General features: G+C 34.6%; 20 protein-coding genes. 10 read left to right on the top strand and 10 right to left on the bottom strand.

Features of this window, described 5'->3' with window-relative positions; translation table 11 throughout:
* Positions 1–155: 155 nt before the first annotated feature.
* Positions 156–1,118: an alpha/beta fold hydrolase gene (locus tag T367_RS20930; RefSeq protein ID WP_035841983.1), complete on the bottom strand. Its 963-nt coding sequence runs from the start codon at positions 1,116–1,118 to the stop codon at positions 156–158.
* Positions 1,119–1,218: 100 nt separating this feature from the next.
* On the opposite strand from T367_RS20930, the gene T367_RS0100860 reads away from it, so the two are divergent.
* The 5 genes from T367_RS0100860 to T367_RS0100840 all read left to right on the top strand — a co-directional run bounded on the left by T367_RS0100860 (position 1,219) and on the right by T367_RS0100840 (position 8,919).
* On the top strand, positions 1,219–2,376 hold the full coding sequence (locus T367_RS0100860; protein ID WP_316930838.1) for a DEAD/DEAH box helicase: 1,158 nt from the start codon (positions 1,219–1,221) through the stop codon (positions 2,374–2,376).
* Positions 2,377–2,480: 104 nt separating this feature from the next.
* Positions 2,481–3,317, top strand: a complete 837-nt coding sequence (locus tag T367_RS23515) for an AraC family transcriptional regulator (protein WP_051568259.1) — start codon at positions 2,481–2,483, stop codon at positions 3,315–3,317.
* A 13-nt stretch (positions 3,318–3,330) separates the two neighbouring features.
* On the top strand, positions 3,331–4,629 hold the full coding sequence (locus tag T367_RS0100850) for a YCF48-related protein (RefSeq protein ID WP_262485451.1): 1,299 nt from the start codon (positions 3,331–3,333) through the stop codon (positions 4,627–4,629).
* A gap of 139 nt (positions 4,630–4,768) precedes the next feature.
* Positions 4,769–7,525 (top strand): PAS domain S-box protein, encoded by a 2,757-nt coding sequence (locus T367_RS23510; RefSeq protein ID WP_051568258.1) that lies wholly within the window; start codon positions 4,769–4,771, stop codon positions 7,523–7,525.
* Positions 7,526–7,788: 263 nt separating this feature from the next.
* Positions 7,789–8,919 carry a methyltransferase gene (locus T367_RS0100840; RefSeq protein WP_211252675.1) on the top strand — a complete coding sequence of 377 codons (1,131 nt, stop codon included), beginning with the start codon at positions 7,789–7,791 and terminating at the stop codon, positions 8,917–8,919.
* A gap of 87 nt (positions 8,920–9,006) precedes the next feature.
* On the opposite strand, the gene T367_RS0100835 is transcribed toward T367_RS0100840, so the two are convergent.
* The 5 genes from T367_RS0100835 to T367_RS0100815 form a co-directional block, all read right to left on the bottom strand.
* Complete coding sequence (locus tag T367_RS0100835) at positions 9,007–10,809, bottom strand: T9SS type B sorting domain-containing protein (RefSeq protein WP_027418146.1); 1,803 nt, start codon at positions 10,807–10,809, stop codon at positions 9,007–9,009.
* 121 nt (positions 10,810–10,930) lie between these two features.
* Positions 10,931–11,203, bottom strand: coding sequence for a cupin domain-containing protein (locus T367_RS0100830; protein WP_316930837.1), 273 nt, complete (start codon positions 11,201–11,203; stop codon positions 10,931–10,933).
* Positions 11,204–11,295: 92 nt separating this feature from the next.
* On the bottom strand, positions 11,296–12,021 hold the full coding sequence (locus T367_RS0100825; protein ID WP_084274260.1) for an outer membrane beta-barrel protein: 726 nt from the start codon (positions 12,019–12,021) through the stop codon (positions 11,296–11,298).
* Positions 12,022–12,197: 176 nt separating this feature from the next.
* A complete protein-coding gene (locus tag T367_RS0100820; protein ID WP_027418143.1) occupies positions 12,198–12,413 on the bottom strand; it encodes a YwbE family protein in 216 nt (71 codons plus the stop codon).
* Positions 12,414–12,415: 2 nt separating this feature from the next.
* Positions 12,416–12,943, bottom strand: coding sequence for a hypothetical protein (locus T367_RS0100815; RefSeq protein ID WP_035841979.1), 528 nt, complete (start codon positions 12,941–12,943; stop codon positions 12,416–12,418).
* 106 nt (positions 12,944–13,049) lie between these two features.
* On the opposite strand from T367_RS0100815, the gene T367_RS0100810 reads away from it, so the two are divergent.
* Positions 13,050–14,168: a DEAD/DEAH box helicase gene (locus tag T367_RS0100810; protein WP_027418141.1), complete on the top strand. Its 1,119-nt coding sequence runs from the start codon at positions 13,050–13,052 to the stop codon at positions 14,166–14,168.
* Between the two features lies 1 nt (position 14,169).
* Here T367_RS0100810 and T367_RS0100805 read toward each other — a convergent pair whose 3' ends face one another.
* From T367_RS0100805 to T367_RS23505, 3 genes are read right to left on the bottom strand one after another with little or no spacing between them, the layout of a single operon-like run.
* Complete coding sequence (locus T367_RS0100805; protein ID WP_027418140.1) at positions 14,170–15,090, bottom strand: T9SS type A sorting domain-containing protein; 921 nt, start codon at positions 15,088–15,090, stop codon at positions 14,170–14,172.
* 49 nt (positions 15,091–15,139) lie between these two features.
* Entirely contained in the window at positions 15,140–16,042 is a 903-nt protein-coding gene (locus tag T367_RS0100800; RefSeq protein ID WP_027418139.1) for a hypothetical protein, read from the bottom strand.
* A 59-nt stretch (positions 16,043–16,101) separates the two neighbouring features.
* Positions 16,102–17,748 (bottom strand): DUF2341 domain-containing protein, encoded by a 1,647-nt coding sequence (locus tag T367_RS23505; protein ID WP_051568257.1) that lies wholly within the window; start codon positions 17,746–17,748, stop codon positions 16,102–16,104.
* Between the two features lie 147 nt (positions 17,749–17,895).
* On the opposite strand from T367_RS23505, the gene T367_RS0100790 reads away from it, so the two are divergent.
* A complete protein-coding gene (locus T367_RS0100790; RefSeq protein ID WP_027418138.1) occupies positions 17,896–18,489 on the top strand; it encodes a phosphatase PAP2 family protein in 594 nt (197 codons plus the stop codon).
* Positions 18,482–18,856: a fluoride efflux transporter CrcB gene (gene crcB, locus T367_RS0100785; protein WP_027418137.1), complete on the top strand. Its 375-nt coding sequence runs from the start codon at positions 18,482–18,484 to the stop codon at positions 18,854–18,856. Before T367_RS0100790 ends, crcB begins: the two co-directional genes overlap by 8 nt.
* A 56-nt stretch (positions 18,857–18,912) precedes the next feature.
* Here crcB and rho read toward each other — a convergent pair whose 3' ends face one another.
* Positions 18,913–20,694, bottom strand: a complete 1,782-nt coding sequence (gene rho, locus T367_RS0100780; protein WP_027418136.1) for a transcription termination factor Rho — start codon at positions 20,692–20,694, stop codon at positions 18,913–18,915.
* Between the two features lie 239 nt (positions 20,695–20,933).
* Between rho and glmM the strand changes: the two genes are divergently transcribed.
* Positions 20,934–22,322, top strand: coding sequence for a phosphoglucosamine mutase (gene glmM / locus T367_RS0100775; protein WP_027418135.1), 1,389 nt, complete (start codon positions 20,934–20,936; stop codon positions 22,320–22,322).
* A gap of 162 nt (positions 22,323–22,484) precedes the next feature.
* Positions 22,485–23,543 carry a tetratricopeptide repeat protein gene (locus tag T367_RS23500; RefSeq protein ID WP_051568256.1) on the top strand — a complete coding sequence of 353 codons (1,059 nt, stop codon included), beginning with the start codon at positions 22,485–22,487 and terminating at the stop codon, positions 23,541–23,543.
* Positions 23,544–23,576: the final 33 nt, after the last annotated feature.

The raw sequence follows: 23,576 nt of genomic DNA, 5'->3' as shown, positions 1-23,576 counted from the left end.
ATGTTGTGTTTTAGTATAAGACGCTAAGACGACTATTTGCGTTAGAGATTGCAGCGGATATCCTTTTTTATTCGCCTGAGGCGGAGGAAAAAGATTAGAGCGAAAAGCCCGACGCCGACTGAAAGGAGGGGAAACGCCCTAAAAAAATCAATCTTCTATTTCAAAAAATCCAATAAATAATCATTCACGATTGCTGGTTGATCCATTGTTAAAAAGTGACCAGATTTTGGAATAATTCCGGTGGTTAAATTTTTTATTTTTCTTTTAGCTTGTCGAATGCTTCGCTCCGAATTGATCATATCATCATCTCCTATCAAAAGCAGAATCGGCATTTTTAGTTTTCGCCATTCAAATAAATTATAAGGTTGCATAGTAAGAAATAATTCATCTACTTTCCACATGGTAGTCGCTCTATAATACTGATCGATATACAATTGTTCAATCTTATCAACATTGTTAGTCATTGTTTGCAATACTTCTCTTAATTCATCTCTTTCTGGCGTGAGGGTATACGAAATATTCTTACCTAAATCTAGACTGGGATCAATCATGGTGAAAGTTTTAGCAGGACTGAGTAAAGCCAATTTAGTGATGCGATCTTTCATTTCCAACGCAATTGATACAGCATTCCACCCGCCTCTTGACATTCCTACTAATGCAAACTGATCTAAGTTTAACTGATCAAAAACAATGGCATACCATTCCAATGCATTATCCATTGTAATAAGTGCGTCTTTACGGGTTGATTTACTCGGTTCTAATAAAAAATCAATGGCATAAACCCGGTATTCTTTTGCAAGTGATTCGATATTTGGATACCACATTGTTGAGCTAGAATTCAATCCATGCAACAATACCAAAGGTTCGCCATTTTCAGGTCCACTAATAATAACATGCGCTATTCCATATTTCGTTTGAATGTTTTTTCCTTCAAAATCGACAGGCCACAAACTCATCGCCCTATCATACAATTCATTATAAGTTAAACTATCAGGATTGGCATTAATTAATTCATCCAAATATGCATTATTTGAATCGCTTTCACTCAGTCCAGATTTACAATTAACGCTAATAATCCCAAGGAAAAACAAGTAAACAATATACTTAAACTTAGACATAGAGTGATTTATTTTTAAAATGTTCGCAAATGTATTGAAATCATTTCGTATTCATGCATTTAATTCAATGTGGACCAATTTCTCTCTAATTCGGCTAACTTTGCTAAAAATTGAATTATTAGATATGTCATTTGAAAATATTGGCTTGCCAGCTGCAATTGTTAAAACATTAATTGAATTAAAATTCAACCAACCTTATCCGATCCAAGAAAAGGCTATTCCAGCCATTCTTGCTCAAAAAGATGTATTAGGTATTGCTAAAACAGGCTCTGGAAAAACGGCGAGTTATGTTTTACCGATTCTAGCTAACTTATTGCAAGTGCAAAACAATAAAAACAGGCATATTGATGTATTGGTCTTGGTTCCAACGCGAGAATTAGCCGTACAGGTTCAAGAGGTATTTGCATTGTTTAATAAGAACTTAAAAGCAAGCTTAAAAACACTAGCTGTTTACGGTGGTGTTTCCATTAATCCGCAAATGATTGCATTGCAAAATGTAAATATATTAATCGCTACTCCAGGTCGTTTGATTGACCTGATTGAATCGAAAGCGTTGCACTTGACAAGTGTGAAGACTTTGGTACTTGACGAAGCGGATAAAATGCTGAATTTGGGTTTCAAAGATGAGATGGAGCAAATTTTCAAACTACTTCCTACCAAAAGACAGAACTTATTATTCTCCGCAACTTTAAGTCCAGACATAGAGGCGATCAATGCGATTGTTTTGAATAATCCAGAAGTGATTAAAATTGAAGAGGAAGAAGAAGCGATCGATTTGATTAATCAAACCGGTTATTTTGTAGAACAAGAGAAGAAAGGTCCTTTATTGAGACACCTCATAAAAAGTCAAAATTTACATCAGGTGCTTGTTTTCACAGCATCGGTTTATAAAGCGGACAATGTTGCCAATAAATTGCGTAAAAATGGCGTGGAGGCTCAATCCATACATGGTAAGAAAAGTCAAATGACAAGATTGAATGCTTTAAATGATTTTAAGGCAGGTAAACTTCGCGTATTGGTAACGACTGATTTATTAGCAAGAGGAATTGATATTGAATTCTTGCCCTGCGTGATTAATTTTGATTTACCACGTTCGCCAAAAGATTACGTTCATAGAATTGGACGAACTGGAAGAGCGGGAAGAACTGGAATTGCGATGTCATTCGTTGCTGAAGAAGATAAACATCACTTCAAAATCATCCAAAAAAAGATGGGCAAATGGGTGGACATGATTGACAGTGCAAATATTGAATTTTAACCCTTTTGAGAATAAAAGAATAAATACAATTCCTCCATTATGCTAACATTTTCATTTGTAAATTAGGGTAAAATCGAATCAAACACTCGATTATTTATACGATTATGATACCTATTCACGATTTTCAATCTTCTTCGAATGCAAATATTCGCATTATAAAATTGGGTACAATTTCCAAATATGATATCTCAACACACCATCGGCACAACTATATAGAACTGTTTATATTTGAAAAAGGAGGAGGAATTCATTCAGTAGACTTCCAAGAATTGCCAATAAACGATCACTGTATTCATGTGGTGACTGCCGGTCGTGTGCACCGCATGCAACGGGCCTTCGATTCGAATGGCTATGTTATATTATTTAAGGCAGACATTTTTAAAAGTGACAGTATCGCAGCTCAATTCATTTTTGAATTAATGTGTTACGATGTTTCCGAAATACCGCCTGTTTTTATGCTAGAGCAGCACGAAAAGTCTTTCATTAGCAATTTAATGCAGGAAATTTGGCGTGAAAACAATCAAGAAAACCCACTAAAGAATGAAATCATTCTTGGGCACTTAAATATTATTCTACTGCTTTGTTTAAGAACCATGCCTAAACAAGAACATAACCCATCAGCCGAACAGCAGATTTACAGAAAATTTAGACAATTATTACAAAAACAGTTCAGGTCTTTAAAAAAGGTAAAGGATTATTCCGCAATCTTGAATATTTCAGACAAGCAGCTCAATGAAACAGTTAAAAAACATACGGGTCAATCTGTAAGTAGTATTATTTATGGACAGATAATTTTAGAAGCGAAAAGGCTTTTACAAACTCAAATCAGCACAAAAGAAACCGCTTATGCGCTCAACTTTGAAGATCCTTCGCATTTCAGTAAATTTTTCAAATCCCAAACAGGTCTTTCACCATCTCAATTTGCAAAAGTACATGCATAAGGATGAATAATACATCGACTTAACATCTAAAATCCTTGATATTTGTATAAAAAAAAACACCATGAAAAATACATTTATCATCTTACTCAGCTTATTCATCAATACAATAGGCAATTCGCAAGACTGGCATCAAATTCCGTCTGGCGTTACAAATCAATTAAATGTCATTGACTTCCCCTCTGCTGACATTGGTTATATTGGAGGAAACGATAGTTTGCTCCTCAAAAGCACTAATGGCGGTGCGACTTGGGAACGAATTGACTTCAGTGGCGTCAGATTCCTTGAAAATGATATTATAAATTTAGAATTCGTTTCAGAAACGACTGGTTATATGGTTACAGGACCTTATTCCAACAATATATACAAAACAATTGATGGAGGTTTTAATTGGACCGACGTTGCGACTACAATTACTGGAACATGTTATAATTATGCCCTATATTTTTTCGAAGAAGACAATGGCTTTTATGGAGGATCAGGTTGTTTTGGTGATGAAAGAATCATTAAAGTGACCGATGACGAAGCAGAAGATGCAGTATTAACTGGTGAATTTACCTCAGCAGCGATTCGGGATATAGACTTTTTAAATGAAGATTTTGGGCTAGCAGCGAGTGGTCTTTTTTTAGAAGGAAGAATTTTAAGAACAACAGACGGAGGTTTAAACTGGACAATAATTGAAACGGGGCTAGGCGAAGGTTATCCACTCACTTCGGTAAAAATAATTAACGCTTCACTGGCATACGCCGGTTATGATAATTTAGGCGAAGGTTTTGGATTATTAAAATCAACTGATGGTGGATTAACTTGGGAAAGTGACACTGAAACGGGGACTTTTTATTATCCTTCTTATCATGCGATTCATGAAACAGGTTCAAATGATATTTATGTTGGCGCTAGAACAAGTCTTGACTCGACGGGATTGATTCTGGAGAATGATCCTGTTTCATTTGTATGGAATTTTTACCCCGTAGCTCAACCTATATACAGCATGGACTCGTACAATGACTCAATCGTTTGGGGAGTAGGAGAAAATGGGTATATTGTGGTAAACATTGCTCCAAGTTTCTTGTCTTTATCCGAAGAAAAGCCAGAAACGATTAATCTTTATCCTAATCCTGCAGCAAATGAGCTTCATTTTGAATTTGCCAAAACACCAACCAAAATTGAGATAATTGACATGAATGGTAAATTAATTAAACGCGTCGATCCTTCTAAAAAGGAAATGAATATAAGTGAACTAAGTCAAGGTCTTTATTATTTGATCGTTCAATTTGATTCTGAAATTTCAACAGCAAAGTTTATTAAACAATAAGAAAACGGAGATTATTCTCAATCATATCCTGATTTCGAGTAGAGATTAGACTATAAATACAGGTATGTTATTAACCCGAAATGATTATATTGTGTAGAACAAATTGAATTGAAAGTTCAAGATCAATGCGCATTTCAATATGAAAAAACCCAACATACCTGAAAACGAAGCAGAAAGGTTAGCTGCACTAGAGGCCTATAATATTTTAGATACAATTGAGGAGGAGGATTATGATTTTATCACGCAAATGGCTTCGAGTATTTGCGGTACAAAAATTTCATTAATTAGCTTAATTGATTCGGATCGCCAATGGTTTAAATCTCATCACGGAATAGATGTTAGGGAAACACCTCGAGATCTAGCATTCTGTGCACATGCTATCAACGAACCCAATGACGTTTTTATTGTTAAAGACGCGAGAAAAGACGAAAGATTTGCTGACAATCCTATTGTTATCAACGCCCCTGATGTCATTTTCTATGCAGGTGTCCCATTAGTTAGTGAATCTGGACATGCTATTGGTACGCTATGTACAATTGACAATCAACCAACAGAATTAACTACAGATCAAATAAATGATTTAAAATTATTAGCGAAACAAGTAATAAACTTGCTTGAATTACGAAAAAACAAGGTTGAACTTGAACAAAAGCAAATAGAACTCGAAAAATATTTCAATCAAAATACTGACCTGATCATCATTTGCGATAATGACGGAAAGATCATCAAAGCTAATCAATCAAGTTGTAAGTTTTTTGGACATACAAAATTAGAAATTGTTGGACTTGAGATATTCAATTTTATCACAAATGAAAGTGAAAGAGAATTGGCACTGAAACGTATTCATGAAAGTGACGGAATTTCCCATTTTCATTTCAATAATTATATGGAGAATACCAGCGGTTCAAAACATTTAATTCAATGGGAAGCCAATAGGAATCAGGAAACGATTTTCTTTTCAGGTAGGGACATATCAGAAAAACATAATGCGGAAAAAGAAAAAGCATACAATTCCGCCCTTCTTAAAGCACAATTCGATGTTTCTCCAATCGGTTTAGCATTAAATGATGCTGAAACGGGTACTTTCTTAGATGTTAATGACATTTTACTTGAAGCTACTGGCTATACAAAAAGCGAATTCCTTGAGCTGAGTTATTGGGATTTAACACCAAAAGAATATGAACCTTTAGAAACAATTGCCCTTCAACAACTAGATGAATTCGGATACTATAAAACTTTTCGCAAGGAGTATATTAGAAAAGATGGCACACGATTTCCAATAGCATTAACAGGCTCACTGATCAAAATAAACGATAACGACAAAGGAAAAATCTGGTCATATATTGAGGATTTGACTCTCCGAAATGAAAGTGAAGAGAAATTAAGAATTAGTGAAGAAACATTTAGAGGAAGTTTCGAATATGCCGGCATTGGTATGGCTATGATTGGACAGAATGGAGAGTGGTTAAAAGTTAATAAGAAACTTTGTGAGATTGTTGGTTATACTGAAGAAGAGTTAGTAGAATTAACTTTTCAAGACATCACACATACAGAAGATTTAGAAAAAGATCTAACTTTATTAAATGAACTCATAAGTGGTAAACGTGATTTTTACCAGATGCAGAAACGTTATATCCATAAATCAGGATCTATCGTTTATATTATCCTTTCTGTTTCAGTAGTAAAAGACCTCAATGGCAATATCATGAATTTTGTCTCGCAAATCATTGATATTACACCGGAGAAAGTAGCACAAATTCGTGTAGAAAATTTATTGGCAAAAAACCAAGCAGTTCTTGCCGCAAGTACGACGGTTTCCATTATCGAAACAGATTTAGAAGGTACGATACAATCATTCAATAAAGGGGCTGAAAACCTATTAGGACATGTGGCTACAGAGATGGTAAAAAAGGGCTCTCCTGCCATTGTCCATTTGACATCTGAATTAATAGAAAAAGGCCGTTTTTTAAGTGAAAAATTCAATAGAAAAATTGAAGGTTTTGATATTTTCAAAACCATTGCATTAGAAGAAATAACCGATCTAAACGAGTGGACATATGTACACAAGAATGGTGAAGAAATTCCTGTTATCCTTAATATCACCCCTATTAAATTGCAAGATAAGGTAACAGGTTTCTTAGGAATAGCAGTCGATATTTCACCACTTAGAAAGGCCAAAATGGATTTAGAAACCGTTTTGGAATTAACAAAAAATCAAAATGATCGTTTAAAAAATTTCGCTTACATTGTTTCTCATAATTTGCGGAGTCATTCTGGAAATCTTTCATTACTGATGAAATTATTCACCAATGAAAAGCCTGATTTAGCTGACGACGAAGTTTTTAAATTGATACAATTATCAACTGACAATTTGAATGAAACAGTTTCCCACCTTGCTGAAGTTGCAATGCTTAGTGACAACCAGTTAAAACAATTGCAACCTATTGAATTGAAACCAGTTATTGACAAAGCGATTGCAACAGTTTCATCCAGCGCACTTGAAGGCAATGTAGAGATAATTAACCAAGTTGATGAGCACATTAAAATTCTTGGAGTACCGGCTTATTTAGACAGTATTATACTCAATTTTTTAACCAATGGAATTCGTTACCGTTCTGAAGAAAGAGATAGTTTTATCAAATTACATATTGTAAAAAGTAAAGAATATTTGCAACTACATATTGAAGACAATGGTTTGGGAATTGACTTAAAGCGGAATAAAGATAAAATGTTTGGCATGTATAAAACCTTTCACAAGAACAAAGACTCACGTGGTGTAGGTTTATTCATTACTAAAAATCAAATAGAAGCTATTGGAGGTTTTGTTGACCTCAAAAGTACGGTTGATGAAGGAACAACATTCAATATTCGATTTCAATACGAAAAAGAAGTTTAAGCTCTAATTTGAAATTGATTCTTGTTGAATTAGCGAAATCACTTTACCGAATACACTGTACCTAAAACCAATATAACAGATAGATTATGGTGGTGGATTGATTCTTTTATACCTCGTTTTACATCACCTTTAAAAATGCTCAATTATTGAGTTTAAATTCACTTCAAAAGCATCGAAAATCTGACTTGAATCATAAAAATGATTCGAACCGCGTGCGTTAAAAAGAATTGAGCCCAGTTTTTTAAGAAAATTAACTTATTTTTATGTTTTTAAAATCGAGATCTTTCACAAAAGACAGCAATAAGAATATGTTAAAAGAATATTATATAGACAATTTAAATGCCAGAGAAGCAAAAGAAGAAATTCAAAAATTGAGTTTTTATCCAATGATGTTTCAAGCTGCAAGAGTTTTAAAATCGACTGGTATCCTGAAAGAAGTTTATAAGAAAAGAAGGGTCGGTATTACTTCAAAGCAAATTGTAGAAAATTTGAGCTTACCTTATTATGGGGTAAACATGTTACTGGAAACTGGTTTGACAATTGGTGTTGTTTATTTAAAAGAGGATGATGTTTATACATTGACAAAAATGGGCTACCATTTACTTTTTGACGAGGCTACAGAAGTTAATATTAACTTTACTCACGATGTTTGTTATAAAGCGATGTTCCACCTTGAAGAGTCTATTCTAGAAGAAAAAGCGGCAGGTTTACATGAAATTGGCATTAATGATAAAACTATTTATCCTCATCTAAGTGCAATGCAAGAACCGATGAAGAAGAGTTGGTTCGATTTTGATCACTATTATTCAGATAGAGCTTTTCCTGAAGCATTAAAAATTGTATTCAAAGAAGATCATAAGCACATGCTTGACATTGGTGGAAACACTGGTAAATGGAGTATTAAATGTTGCGAGTATAATCCTACTGTAAATATGACAATTGTCGATTTACCGAAACAATGGGAAAAAGCGAAAGAAAATATTAAACAATTAGGTTTTGAAGATAGAATTACGGGGATAGTTGGCGATGTTTTAAGCAAAGACTTAGCTTTACCAAGTGATGCCGATGCAGTTTGGATGAGTCAATTTTTAGATTGTTTTTCAGAAGAACAAATTGGGCATATCTTAACGAATATTTATAATAATATCTCAGACGATGCAGTTGTTTATATCCAAGATTTATTCTGGGACAGACAAAAAGATTTTGCTGCTGCTTACTCTTTACATGGAACGAGTCTTTATTTTACAGCCATAGCAAATGGTAATAGTAAAATGTATCATTCTCGTGATATGATTAATATTATTAAAGCTGTTGGTTTTGAAGTTATAGAAGATATTGATGAAGTGGGTGAGTTTCATACCATTTTAAAATGTAAAAAAGTAAGCAAAGGATAATCCTTTATCTTTAAAAACATTAAACAAAAAAGGTTGACAAATATTTGTCAACCTTTTTTGTTTATAGGTACTTTATTCGAATTTAAGTTATCTAAATAAAGTAGTATTTCCTTTTTGTTTTCCTCTTTTCCCTGTCAGGAACTCATATTGAAGTATCCAAGTAAACACACCCGGATTCTGCGGACGATTTAAGTAGGTTCCATCCCATCCTATATTTTGGTCGGAAGTTTCGAAAATTAATTCTCCATATCTATTATAAATCGCAAAATACATTGAAGCCAATCCTTCCCCTTTAACGAATAAGACATCATTTTCATAATCTCCATTCGGTGAAAATGCGGTTGGTACACCAATACCTTCAATAAAGTTAACAAGTACCAATACTGTATCTGAAGCAGGACAACCGTTGACATCTATAAAATCGACTTTATACGTTGTACTCTCTGAAGGTTTTGCCGTTGTTATTGGACAATCACTACAGGTAATATTGTATTCAGGAGACCATGTATATTCGCCATCAATCATACTTGTTGCAATCAAATCTGCAGTACCACCTAGATCAATTATCGTATCCAATTCGGTATTTAAAGCAGGCAACGGATAAACAGTAACCGATCGCGTTACCGTTTCTTCCACACCAAAAGTACTCGTAATGGTCAGCGTAATATCAAAGACACCCAATGTATCAAAACAAATCAAAGGACTCCGCTCAGCAGAGGTTGTTGGATCTACAGCGTCATTAAATTCCCATTCCCATGTAGATATCGTAGGACCCGTGCTGGTATCCTGTAATTCAACACAATCCCCAATACAAACGATAGGATCATAAATAAAACCTGGAACATTTTTTGGACAATCAAGCACATTCACAGTAATTGAAGCCATACTTTCACAACCATTATCATCCGTTCCAATTACCGTATAAATTGTAGATCCAGCAGCAATTGGAGTATTAACTTCTCCATCTTCAATACTATTATCCCATTCATACGTTGTTGCACCACCTCCTGTCAATGTAAAACTTTGTCCTAAACAAATTTCTCTATTATCTGTAGTAGCTGTAACAATTGGCAATTCATTCACAATAATTGTTACTGTAAAATCACAATCTTCTTCAACATCACTGGTTGCCGTATAAGTTGTTGATCCCACAGGAGGCTCAAATGCTATTCCACTAACAACTCCACCATCCCAAGAAACGGTTCCACCTAATGTTGAAGACGCACTTAAAACAACTGATTCTCCTTCACAAATTTCAGTAGCAGAAACAGATGTTTCTAAATCAGCACAAGGCGGAATAATACGCGTTCCTTCCAAGACAAGTACGCCATGTGGATCGGGCGGTCCAGCACCATCCGATAGTGGTTCAAAAACAACACCAATAACACCTTCACCCGGTGGAATAATATAATCCGCAAAATCAACCAATTGTGATGGCCGTTCATAATTGAAACCTAATACAACACCTCCACATGTAGCTAATGAACCAAGTGCATTTGATGTTACTAAAGTTAAATCATATAAGCGGTAGGAAGTAGTGGTCCCATCTGACAATCGCAATGCGACATTCCATGATTCATCATATGTATGCAAAGAAACCAATAATAACTCATCTCCTATTCCGTCAAAATAGGTACTCCCACTTGACCAAGTGCCAGAGAAATGCCATCCTATCGGTATATCCGCAGCACCATTTGCAAAATCCGCATCTCCTATTGCCGCATTCACACCTGCAATACTTCCACAAGCTGGCCCTTCAATAGGATTGGTATAATCAGTTGCATAATCGATTCCTGTATATGGTCCTACAACTTGAGCAGAAATATTATGGGAAAAATTGAAGAGAATTGCATACGCAACTAGACATATAAAATGCTTTCTAAGTTTCATAGCCAGAATAGTAATATTAAATAATAATGTTTCAAAATTGAACAGAAACAATATACTAGTTTTTAACTAGTAACGAACAAAAGCATTACAAAATAACAGTTATCTAAAAAACTGTTAAATATTATAATCGATCTAATTGATCCTTGGTAAGGTCACTGTTAATATCACCCGTATTGATTGTCGATTTAGGTTCAAATAACATCACTTTAACCTCCTGCTCAGCGATAGGTTTATGATAAACTCCTTTTGGTATAACTACCATTTCACCAGGGTTTAATGTGATTGTATTTGTATCAAATTCTATTTCTAATACGCCTTCAATAACAAAAAACAATTCATCCTCATCAATATGCTGGTGTCGAACGAATTCCCCCTTCAAACGAGCTAACTTCACAAATTGCCCGTTTAATTCACTGACGATTTTAGGACTCCAGACGTCCGAAAATTTGTCGAATTTCTGAGCAATATTAATTGGCTTTATACCCACTACTCTACTTCTTCAATTTCTTCTACCTCTTCTTCAGGAATCAATTGCTCCGGTCTTTTATCTTTTACTAGATTAATTTTGACACCAATTCTAGCGGTAGTAAATTTCATATTTTCCGCATCATTTAGATTATCAATATTATTTAGACCTTGATAGGCAGTTAAATAAATAGATAACAATGGACTTACCCAATAATTCAAATCTAAACGGGCACCAAAATCTATTAAATCATAATTTTTTCTACCACTTCTATCATAAACAGGTTTATCAAAATCTGTAATTATAGTATCTACACGGTAATTGTATTTTTGATGAACACGTTCTGTAACACCTGCTAAATATGAAATATTTACACCTCCTGCAATTGAAAATTTATCGTGATGCCATACACAAAGTATAGGCATTCCAACATAAAGAAATTTGGAATTAACCTTAGTATAATCGTAATTTTCTGAAGTCGGCTTCGGAGCTATTGTTCTTTCAAAAATTAATTGACTTGCATTTAAAACACCATTAAATCCAACAATAAGTCCAAATGTTTTTTGAATATCCGTCTCATAGTAAAGTTCTAATTGACCAGAATAGCCAGGAGAATAAGTTGTATATTCCGCACTTGGGTTATATGATAAATTAGCAATTCCTCCATCTAAGCCAAATCCCCATCTACTTTGCGTAAATCCCAAAACACCAGTTAATAACATCAATACAAGAAGAGCAGTTTTCATCACAAAATAATTTAATTTTTGACAGTAAATATACCAAATCTTCTTACTAAAACAGCTGATTTTTAAATTGTTTGATCTCGAATGCAAAATTCAATGTCATTATTTCACAAAATCGATGGCGACGCAGTAATTCGAATCGCGAAAAAACTTAAAGAAATTTAAATGTTGAGACAAATCTAATCTTCGTCATAAATGACTTTGACGCGACCCACTTCACCAGTATCCAATTGCACTTTTATTCCGTGGGGATGGAATTTGGAATTCGTTAATATTTTGGTAATAATACCATCGGTAATTTCTCCTGATACTTGATCTTTCTTAAGAACAACTCCAACATAAAGATCCAATGCTACATCATTCCTATTTCGGCCATCTAATTCTGAAATCTCCATGATTACTGTATCAATTTAGCGTCAACAAAATAGTTCGAATATATTTCGATATAGTGTTTTTCATCAATAACCTCGTCAGTTACAGTATTAACACGTAATGTGAATTTATCTTTTTTAATATATTCTTTCAAATCGTTGTCTGAAGTCTCTAATATCAATTCTTTAACTGCCATATCGCCAATTTCTAGCGCCCAAGCTATTCTAACTTCTGGTAAATCTTCAGCATTTAAGAAAAGCTCTATTGATTCTAAAAAGTTAAAATTCCCCTCGGATGGTCCATTTAAAGTTAATTTTAATTCTAGCAGTTTTATCTCTTCAACAAGATCTTTTCTCGTGTTATTTACGGCAAATTCAGCTTCTGAATTGGTTTCAACATTAGGTGTAATCAAGTTAAAAGGAAGATTCAACGGATATGAAGGAGAAATTTCAATTTCTTCCGTAAAATCAATATTGAACTGTGTTAGTTTCTCTACTTTTTTACACCCAAAAAACAGAAAACTCAAGCAAATTAATATTGTTATTCTCTTCATATAATTATTATTTACGCTAATTCGTACAATGAATTCTAATTATTCAAACGAGAAGCGAGTCAATATCGTTGGTTAAACCGTACTTTTGTTGCAAATGTAATTGATTATGGACGATTTCAAATCATTAGGAATTAATAATGCGCTTGTAAAAGGTCTTAAGGCTTTAGAAATTACAAAGCCATCTGAGATTCAACAAAAGGTAATTCCGGCTGTACTAAACAAATCGGTTGACATAGTCGGTCAAGCGGCTACAGGAACAGGTAAAACTGCTGCTTATGGACTGCCAATTCTGCAAGCAATAGACCCGTCAAAAACTAAAATACAAGCGCTAATACTGTGTCCTACGAGAGAACTTGGACAACAAATCGCGAAGCAACTATTTAAATACAGTAAATTTCTACCTAAAATATTTACAGAATGTGTTTATGGTGGTGCACATATCAACGAACAAATTAGAGCACTTCAGCGCACAACACATATCTTAGTCGCAACTCCCGGTCGATTAATCGACCTCATCAAAAGAGACGCTGTTGATTTAAAACAAATTAATACTATTGTTTTAGATGAAGCGGATGAAATGTTAAGCATGGGGTTTAAGCAAGAACTTGAAGAAATTCTGATGCAATTAAGAAATGTAGACAGACGCTGGCTTTTTTCAGCGACTATTCCTGATGACATCAAACAAATTGTAAATACTTACCTTTCTCCAGAAGCCATTAAATTCACTTCTGCAGACAAGAATAAAATCAATAAAAACGTTACCCACCAATTCCTTATTTGTTTAGGGCATGAAAAACTATACATTCTAAAAGAATTCATTGCCAGTCAAGGTACGAATAGAGGTATAATTTTTTGTAAAACGAAAGCAGCGGCACAAAAACTAAACGATCAATTAATTGCAGGCAAAATTAATGTAGCACCTATTCACGGTGATTTATTGCAAAAAGATCGGGAAAAAGCAATGCGGGCTTTTAAAAATAAAACAGTTCAAATTCTTATCGCTACTGATATTGCAGCGCGAGGAATTGATGTTGAGAATTTAAGTTTTGTTGTGCATTATGAGATGCCTGCAAAAGATGCATATTTCGTTCATAGAAGTGGTAGAACTGGACGTGGTGGTAAATCAGGTCTTTCTTTAAGTATTGTAACAAGTGCTGAACTTAAACAAATAAGATTCTTTGAAAAAAGTCTAGGTCTGAATTTCACGCAACTGAGAAGAAAATAAGTTATTTTTTGAGAATTGTTTTTGTACCAACTTTATCATCATATTTTACAGCTATGATATATGTCCCTTTAGATAAATCGGACAAATTAAAGGATATGTCTTGCTCACCCTGCATCAATTCACCTTGGTAAAGTGTTTTGACAAAAGCTCCGGTTAAGCTGAATACATTTATTTCTATCATCTTTTCTTCTGCCAAATAAAAAATAAGCTGAGCATCTGAAATAACAGGATTAGGATTAACAAACAACTCAAACGTTTCAGCAGAATGCCTTAATTCTTTTACATTCAGTGTAGGCAAAGTATAACTTGTCAATGTATCCTCTAAATAATGATAAAAATTATCAGGAGCAACCATTCCACCAGCGATATTCATTTCTATTTCACTCTCTAAAAAAACCGTTGGTTCAGGTTCAATTGGAACAATAGCTGGAACACCTGAGAGGATCTGATGAGGAGCTTCAATTTTTGGAACAGAATCTATCGGGCCTTCTTTCAAATACTCCACTAAATTAACGGTGTCCTCATTCATTACCTGTGCATTAATATAAGTCGAATCGATTTCAATGCGTCCCAATTCTTGAATGATCTCTATCTCGCCAAGCATTTGAGCATTTCCATTTTCACAACTAAATAGAGATAAACCAAAAACCAATAAAAGCGCGAATATAAATCTACTCTGAAAAGTTCTTGGTCGATTGTTCCGCCAAACTAAATAAGATGCATTCAATTCACTTATTTGGTTTTGATTCAACTGACCACAAATATGATTTCCTTTTTCTTTGAGTAAAACGGACTTAATTTCGTTTGCAGACAGTTGCTTAAAATCGTAAGTATCAATCTGACATTTTTGACAAAATGCACCACGTTCTGTTTTAGTCATTTTGGTAAAATCCTCATGACAAGGTGTTGGAATAGAAATCATAATTCATGTTTTTATCCTGTACAATAAAAGACTTGAATGGTTCAAAATTTTATTTCACATAAGGATGCAAACCTCTCAATCCCATATCAACAACTCGTTCCCCTTCACCTGGTTCGAATAAACCATCTTCAATAACCTCTTCCCATTCGAATGAATTATTGATAGAAAACGCTAAAACCACTTGAACATTATCAGTCTCATTTCCGGTTATTACGAGCGGTTCTCTTAACTCCCCTGTAACCACACATGAACCTGGAGGAACAGGACTTGTACCGCTAATTGGATTCACTACAGTCACACCAGCTCCATCACCAGAACTAACAGAACCATAAGGTACACCTGCATATATTAACCCCGTTTCGAAAGCCCAATATCCTTGTGCTTTATTTGCATTCACAACGCGAACAGAATCCTTAATTGTATGACTTTTTATATAAGTATTAAACCCAACAAAAGAAGCCAAAGTACCGTCTAGTATTAAATCTTCAAAATAAGGCGGATTATTATAACGGTATTGAATCACATATTTTTGATAAGTCAAAGAAACACGTAACCAAGTATATGTTCCGGGCGCCAATTTTGTAAGGTCAACGGATAAAAACAATTCATCTTCACCAGAGCGAGGAGCTTTGTCAAAATCTACAGCTGCTGCACCACCCACTTCCGTTTCAGTTCCTTTATAAACGATTTGACCAGCACCTAAAGGCGTCGTTGCATTGGGTGCAAACTCAATATAATGCACACTCACTTCTTCCATTTCAGGATGTTGTGCTGCATTGCCTGCTGCAACTTCAACTTCTTCACCAAAATTACCTAAGCGCGGTAATGTCTCATCAAACTTTAATGAAAATTCTATTTGTTTACTTTCTAATGGATCTTCAGGAATTTCATCTTTTTTACAACTTGATAAAAAGAATAAACCGATTGACACTGGAATGAGTAGATTTTTCATAAGCTTTTAATTATATATAAGTTAGATCAATAAATCAGTTACATAAAAAATAACAACCTTTATAACTTTTGGAATTTACATCGCTTCTCCCCAATTTCAAGAATATAAAATCCAGGCGATAAGGCCGCCACATTTAGCATTAATTTTGAAGGTTCAGAAGTCATTAACGAAACTCTTCCTGTCACTTCTTGGCCAAGCGTATTGTATACATGCCCTCCAAAATAAACACCATTATACCCCGTTACAACAATCGTGTTTTTAGAGGGATTTGGATATACGGTCAGTTTTGAATCGCTCGAATTTAATCGATAATCTATCGTTTCAATTCCAGAATAAGAATAGGATCCATCAAAATCAGTTTGTTTTAATCGGTAATAAAAGATTCCTCTTAAATCCAACTGATCTAAATACTGATAATCAATTTTCCTTGTCGAATTTCCTGCCCCATCAATAATGGCTATTTCTTCCCAGTTTTCTGTATCTAATGATCGTTCGATAGTGAAGAAATCATTATTAATCTCCGATGCAGTTGTCCAATCAACTTGCACTTTATTCTCATCAAATAAGAAAGCATTAAAATGCAACAATTCAATAGGCAATAAATCACATAAAGTACCTGCTAGAAATTCGGCAGTAATGGCATAAAAATCACTTGGATTGTTTTGATTATTGTATTCTGTTAAGATCCAATCTCCTGTTCTATATTCATGAATCACGCGTCCTTCATCAATTCGACCATTAAAATAATAAGCATTTTTCTGTTTTCTTCCAATATTTAAATGTTCGGCAGGGTTGCCCATAGGACCAGTATGCAAACCTGTTGTACCACTTACAACGCCATCAATATAACATTGAATCAATCCTGTATCATAATTATAAACAACTGTAATAAGATGCCATTCACCATTCGATGGTGCACTATTATCAACAATATCCTTTTCACCTGAACGCTGTAATTCAATTCGTATTTGATTACTTAAATGAAACATACTGTAACCATCATCAGACCATCCGCCCCCCTTATTAATGATATGCCCATTTGACGCATCACTATTAATCCAAGCAGAGAAGGTGATACTTTCTATAGGGTCTGTTGATGGTAAATCATCACAATCAAAAAAATCATTCGACCCGTCGAAGTCAATCGCATAACCAATTTTACCTGCCACTAAATCTGCAGCATCCATTCCACCATTCGCTATTCCGTCATTCACATTGGCTGTATAATCAATTAATTGCGGTGCAGCCAAATCAGGAGACTGATTCATATGCCAAACAGCAGCATAGTTAGGGCCCCAAACGTCGGTTGTAGAAGGATCGGCAACCACACCACTATTCCCATAATACATATGGATATTGGTCAATTGAGCAGCATATAAAACAGGCAATGTTACCCAAACTATAAATTCGCCCGTTAAAGGATTATATCTTTCAATTTGATGATCTAACTGCGTTGCACAATCTCCTAAAGTGAATAAAATGTCATATCCATTTGCAGATTCTACATGACCGCCATTAGCGACTGTTCGCAAGTCGTCATCAACCAAACTAACTAGAATTGTAAAGTCAGTAAAATCGACACCTCCTTCTACTAAAGAATCTTGAAAAGAGATATACTTCCCATAGCCATAACCAACTGGTTGAGCAAGTGCTACGATTGAAAATAATAAAAAAATCACAAGCGTAGTTATCCCTTTTGAATTCATAGTATTAATAATTTAGATTGGTCGTCTTGTCAGTAAATATAACACTTTAGGAGAATCCGCAATAAATTCAACTTAATTAAACACAATTTTAAGACCTTTAAATACGTTGCTCAATTAAGAACTAAAAAAATAATATCTTTGCGAGCTATGCTTGAGACTTTAGAGCAATTTGACAGACAAATATTTCTTTTCTTAAACGGATTACATGCCAATTGGCTTGATCCGATAATGTGGTATATCAGTTCAATCGGTATTTGGGTACTGCCCTACTTATTTTTTATTTGGTTTGCCTATAAAAAAGGGAATATCAAATTTGTATTGGTCATTATGTTAGGTACGGCGGTTTGTATTTTATTATCCGATAGAATTTCTGTTGAGCTTTTTAAGGAAGTATTCCAAAGATACCGCCCAACGCATAATAGTGAAATTGGCGATCTCGTTCATACTGTTATTAAACCAAATGGTGAAGAATATAGAGGTGGAACTTTTAGTTTTGTTTCTTCTCATGCCAGCACAGCAACAGCTATTGGGTGCTATATCCTCTTCCATTTTAGACGATTCTCAAATTATTGGTTTTTCATCATACCCTTTGTTGCCTTAATCTCTTATTCTAGAATTTATTTAGGCGTTCATTACCCCGCAGATATTATTGGAGGTTCAATATTGGGTATTGTTATTGCTGGATTTGTATATTGGCTTAGTAAAAAGTTAAAATTTGCTCAAATTGAGATGAATGATTAATAGCACGACATTACTTTTAGTATTTATTGGAGGAGGTATTGGATCAATCTGTCGCTTTAGTATTGGACACTGGGCAGCCGAATTTTCTGATAAAATAAAATTTCCTGTAGGCACCTTAATTGTCAATACCCTTGCATGTATCATTCTAGGATTCATTCTATTCACCTATAAAGAGAAGATTGCAGCAAATGAATGGCTAAAATATCTTGTAGCCATCGGTTTTTGCGGTGGATTTTCAACCTTTTCAACATTCAGTCATGACACTGTAAAACTATTTCAGGCCGATCTTTTTCTCATCGGAATATTCAACATTCTAATCAGTGTAATACTTGGAATAGTAATCCTCTGGTTATTTATTCGAGCATAAAAAAACCCATCACATACACATGCAACGGGTTTTTAATATTTTTAATAAAGATAAATTTATCCGTTCATTGAGATCAAAAACTCTTCGTTAGATAAAGTTCCAGTCATTCTTTCTTTGATAAATTCCATTGCTTCAACAGGATTCATGTCAGCAAGATATTTTCTTAAGATCCAGATACGTTGTAGAGCTTCTTTACTCATCAATAGATCTTCACGTCTTGTTCCAGAACTAGTAATATCAATAGCAGGATAAATACGGCGATTAGATATTTTTCTATCCAATTGTAATTCCATATTACCGGTACCTTTAAATTCCTCAAAGATAACTTCATCCATTTTAGATCCAGTTTCAGTTAATGCTGTAGCTAAAATTGTTAATGAACCACCATTTTCAATTTTTCTTGCAGCACCAAAGAATCTTTTCGGCTTGTGTAATGCATTCGCATCAACACCACCTGAAAGAACCTTACCAGAAGCTGGTTGAACAGTATTATAAGCTCTTGCTAAACGTGTGATTGAATCTAATAAGATAACAACATCGTGCCCACATTCAACTAGACGTTTCGCTTTATCTAAAACGATATTGGCTAATTTTACGTGTTTTTCAGCAGGCTCATCAAAAGTAGATGCAACAACCTCGGCATTTACCGAACGCGCCATATCTGTTACCTCTTCAGGTCTTTCATCAATTAATAGAACGATCAAATAAACTTCTGGATGATTAGCAGCAATTGCATTCGCGACATCCTTTAATAAAACCGTTTTACCCGTTTTAGGTTGCGCGACAATCATACCCCTTTGTCCTTTACCTATAGGTGCAAACAAATCCATCACTCTCGTTGACATTGATTCGTTTTTATGCCCTGTAATTTTAAATTTTTCTTTCGGAAAAAGTGGTGTTAAATATTCGAATGGTACACGATCACGTACAAAACTTGGATCTCTACCATTCACACTTTCCACACTGATTAATGGAAAATATTTCTCTCCATTCTTCGGTGGTCTTACAGCACCTCTTACGGTGTCTCCTCTTTTTAAACCATAACGTTTAACCTGACTTTGAGACACATAAATATCATCTGGCGAAGCTAAGTAGTTATAATCAGACGAACGCAAAAACCCGTATCCGTCTTGCATCATATCTAAAACACCTTCACTAATTATTAAACCATCAAAATTATAGCCATAAAAATCTTCAGCAGCTTTTTTTCTGTTCGGATTTTGAGGGCGTTTATTTGGATTTTGAGGAGCGTTATTATTGTTGTTATTGTTAGAATTCTCACGATCATTTGACCCGCTATTCTCCCGATCCTTTCTCTGTTGAGGTTTTTGGTTGGGGTTTCTATTTGGATTTTCTGATTTTTGTGGTGAATTCTGATCGTTATTCTGCGCCTTTGGTCCTTCATTCGGACTTTTTTGTCTTACCGGATTAGGTTTGCGTTGTGGCCTTCTAACGTTTTCACTCTTTTCAGATTTATTGTCTTCAGTTGTATTGTCTTCAGTTTTATTAACTCGTGGCTTACGCTCTTGAGGTTTATTTTCCTCCGTCTTTTCCGTTACAACTTCTTTAACTTCATCAACCGTTGAAAATAAATCCTCTTTTACTTGTTTCTTTTCAACTGGTTCAGGAACGCGTTTAATTCGCTTTCTCGTTTTATTTTCAACCGGTTTATCATTTGATTTTTCAGGAGTATCAGCGGTATTTGCCTTGTTATTCCCAGCGATTAAATCTACAATTTCTTGTTTCTTTAATGTTTTTGTGTTTTGAATCCCCATTTCTGCGGCGATTTCTCTTAATTCAGCTACCTTCTTAGAGTTTAGCTCTGAAGCATCAGTCATAAATATATCTTGGTTCGAATGTATAGTAGATTGAAAATCTAGTTCTTGAAATTTGTTGTGAAATGAAATCCTATTAACTAAGAATCGATGCAATAATACAAATTATTATAATAAATACTTAACTAATTATGAAAAAAATACTTTTTTTTACTAACCATGGGTGTTCCTAAAAAACTCAAAATCTCCATATTACCATCAAGGTTTTAACTTATATTTGTAGATAAATAAAAACATAACAAGTGACTTTAATTAAATCAATTTCAGGAATTCGAGGTACAATTGGCGGACCAATAGGTATGGGACTAACACCTATAGACGCGGTAAAATTTGCTGCTGCATACGGGGTTTGGATCAAAGAAAACAACCCTAATATCAAACCAACCATTGTAATTGGAAGAGATGCGAGAAAATCCGGAAAGATGATACAAGACTTAGTCATCTCTACTTTGCAAGGGTTAGGGATCAATATTGTAAACCTTAATCTTTCAACAACACCTACCGTTGAAATTGCTGTACCACTTGAAAATGCAAATGGCGGAATAATTATCACGGCAAGTCATAATCCAAAGCAATGGAACGCCTTAAAATTATTGAATGAGAAAGGTGAATTCATTAATGACGAACAAGGAAAAAAGATATTGGCATTAGCTGAAGAAGCAAGCTTTGAATTCGCAGAAATTGATGACCTGGGAACAGTTAGAGAGGATAATAATTACTTAGAAAAACATATCAATGCAGTCCTTGATCTCGATCTAGTGGACGCTGAAATTATACGTAAAGCCAATTTTTCAATTGTCGTAGATGCTGTTAATTCATCTGGAGGTATATTTATTCCGGCACTGTTACACGCATTAGGCGTGAAAGTCATTCACGAATTATACTGTGATCCAACGGGAGAATTTCCACACAATCCAGAACCCCTTCCAGAAAACCTAACAGCAATCGCTGCAAAAATTAAAGAAGAAAAAGCTGATTTGGGTATTGTAGTCGATCCTGATGTTGATCGTTTAGCTTTTGTTTGCGAAGACGGTTCGATGTTCGGAGAAGAATACACCTTGGTTGCTGTAGCAGATTATGTTTTACAAAACACACCAGGGAATACCGTTTCAAATCTATCCTCAACTATTTCATTGCGTGAAATAACTGACAGATATGAAAACAGTAATTATTCAGCTGCTGCAGTTGGAGAAGTTAATGTCGTTCAAAAGATGAAAGATACCAATGCTGTAATTGGTGGTGAAGGTAATGGAGGAATAATCTATCCAGCAAGTCATTACGGTCGTGATGCTTTAGTTGGTGTTGGTTTATTCTTAACACTACTTGCTAAAAAGCAATTAAAAACTTCAGAATTAAGAGCAACTTATCCTGATTACTATATATCTAAAAACAAGATCGAACTTGATCCTTCAATGGATGTTGACAGCATCTTAAGTGCTATTCAAAAAGAATATCCAACGCAAGAAATTGATACCACTGATGGTGTGAAAATTTATTTCGGTAGCGAATGGGCACATTTACGAAAAAGTAATACGGAGCCAATCATTCGAATCTATTCGGAAAGTGCGACAAAAGTGCAAGCTAATAAAATTGCATTTGACATCATGGATAAAATTCGATCTTTAGCCTAACAATTAAGCGGCACCAACGTTTCTTTATCGCAATCTTGAATAGATTGTTAATAACATATGCTTTAATCTACGGTGATTTCTAGATAAATTAAAGTATTTTCATAGTCTTTAACTAAAACATTTGACGTGAAAAAAACTTTCCTTATTTTAACCCTCTGCTTCGTGAGCACCTTATTATTTGCTCAAGATGATGACTTAACGCCAGAAGAAAAATTTTATAGAGATTCTATTTCTCACTTGAATGAATCAAATGCGGCCATTGAATTGTCGCAAACGGCTTATAACGAAGGCATCAGTTTATTTAAATCAAAAAATTATAAGGGAGCAATCGCAAAATTTGAAATTGCTGTTACCAACGATCCTAATTTCACACCAGCTTATTACAATAAGGCCATTGCCGAAATAAGCGCTGCAAAACACGCAGATGCTGTAAAAACGTTAGATGCCTTATTGGTCAAAAAAGCCAATTATCCAAAAGCATACTTCCAATTGGCACTGGCTTATCAAGGACTAAATGACAATATCAATGCTGAGAAAAATTATTTGAAGGCCATTGAATTAGATCCTAAAAATCCGAAACCTTATTATAATTATGCAACGATGCAATTCATGCAGCAAGACTATTTTGATGCTGTTGCCAACTTCTCAAAAGTAATTATGCTTTCACCTGAGGATGCACAAGCATATAATGATAGAGGATCTTGCTTTAGAATGTTAGAAAAGTATGCGGAGGCATTAAAAGACTATGAAGAAGCAGCGAGAAAAAATCCGAATTTGGCTTTTGTCTTAAACAATATAGGCACAACAAAAACAAAGTTAAAGCAATATCCAGCGGCACTTGAAGCATTCAACCGTGCCTTAAGTGTTGATAAAGATTTTTATTTAGCTTATAACAACCGCGGTGTAACCCATATGAAAATGGATCGTGTTGACGATGCGATCAATGATTTCACTAAATCTTTAGCCATTAACCCTAAACATGCAACATCTTATGCCAATAGATCAGGTGCTCATTTTAGAAAAGGCGATTATGAAAAAGCAAAAGCTGATGCTGACGAAGCGATTAAATTGAATCCAAAATTGGCAGATGCTTATGTTAATCGGGGAATGGCAAAAGAAATGTTACGTGATTTGGAAGGTGCCTGTGGAGATTGGAATAAAGGTAAAGAATTAGGTTCTGAACTTGCAAAACAATACCAATCAGGCAATTGTTCGAACTAAACGCATCCCAAATAAAGTTTTATAAAAAGAAAT

The sequence above is a fragment of the Crocinitomix catalasitica ATCC 23190 genome (genome assembly GCF_000621625.1).
In the GTDB taxonomy this organism is placed as follows: domain Bacteria; phylum Bacteroidota; class Bacteroidia; order Flavobacteriales_D; family Crocinitomicaceae; genus Crocinitomix; species Crocinitomix catalasitica.
Note: the sequence above shows the minus strand (reverse complement) of the source record. Positions and strands in the feature narration are given on the sequence as shown.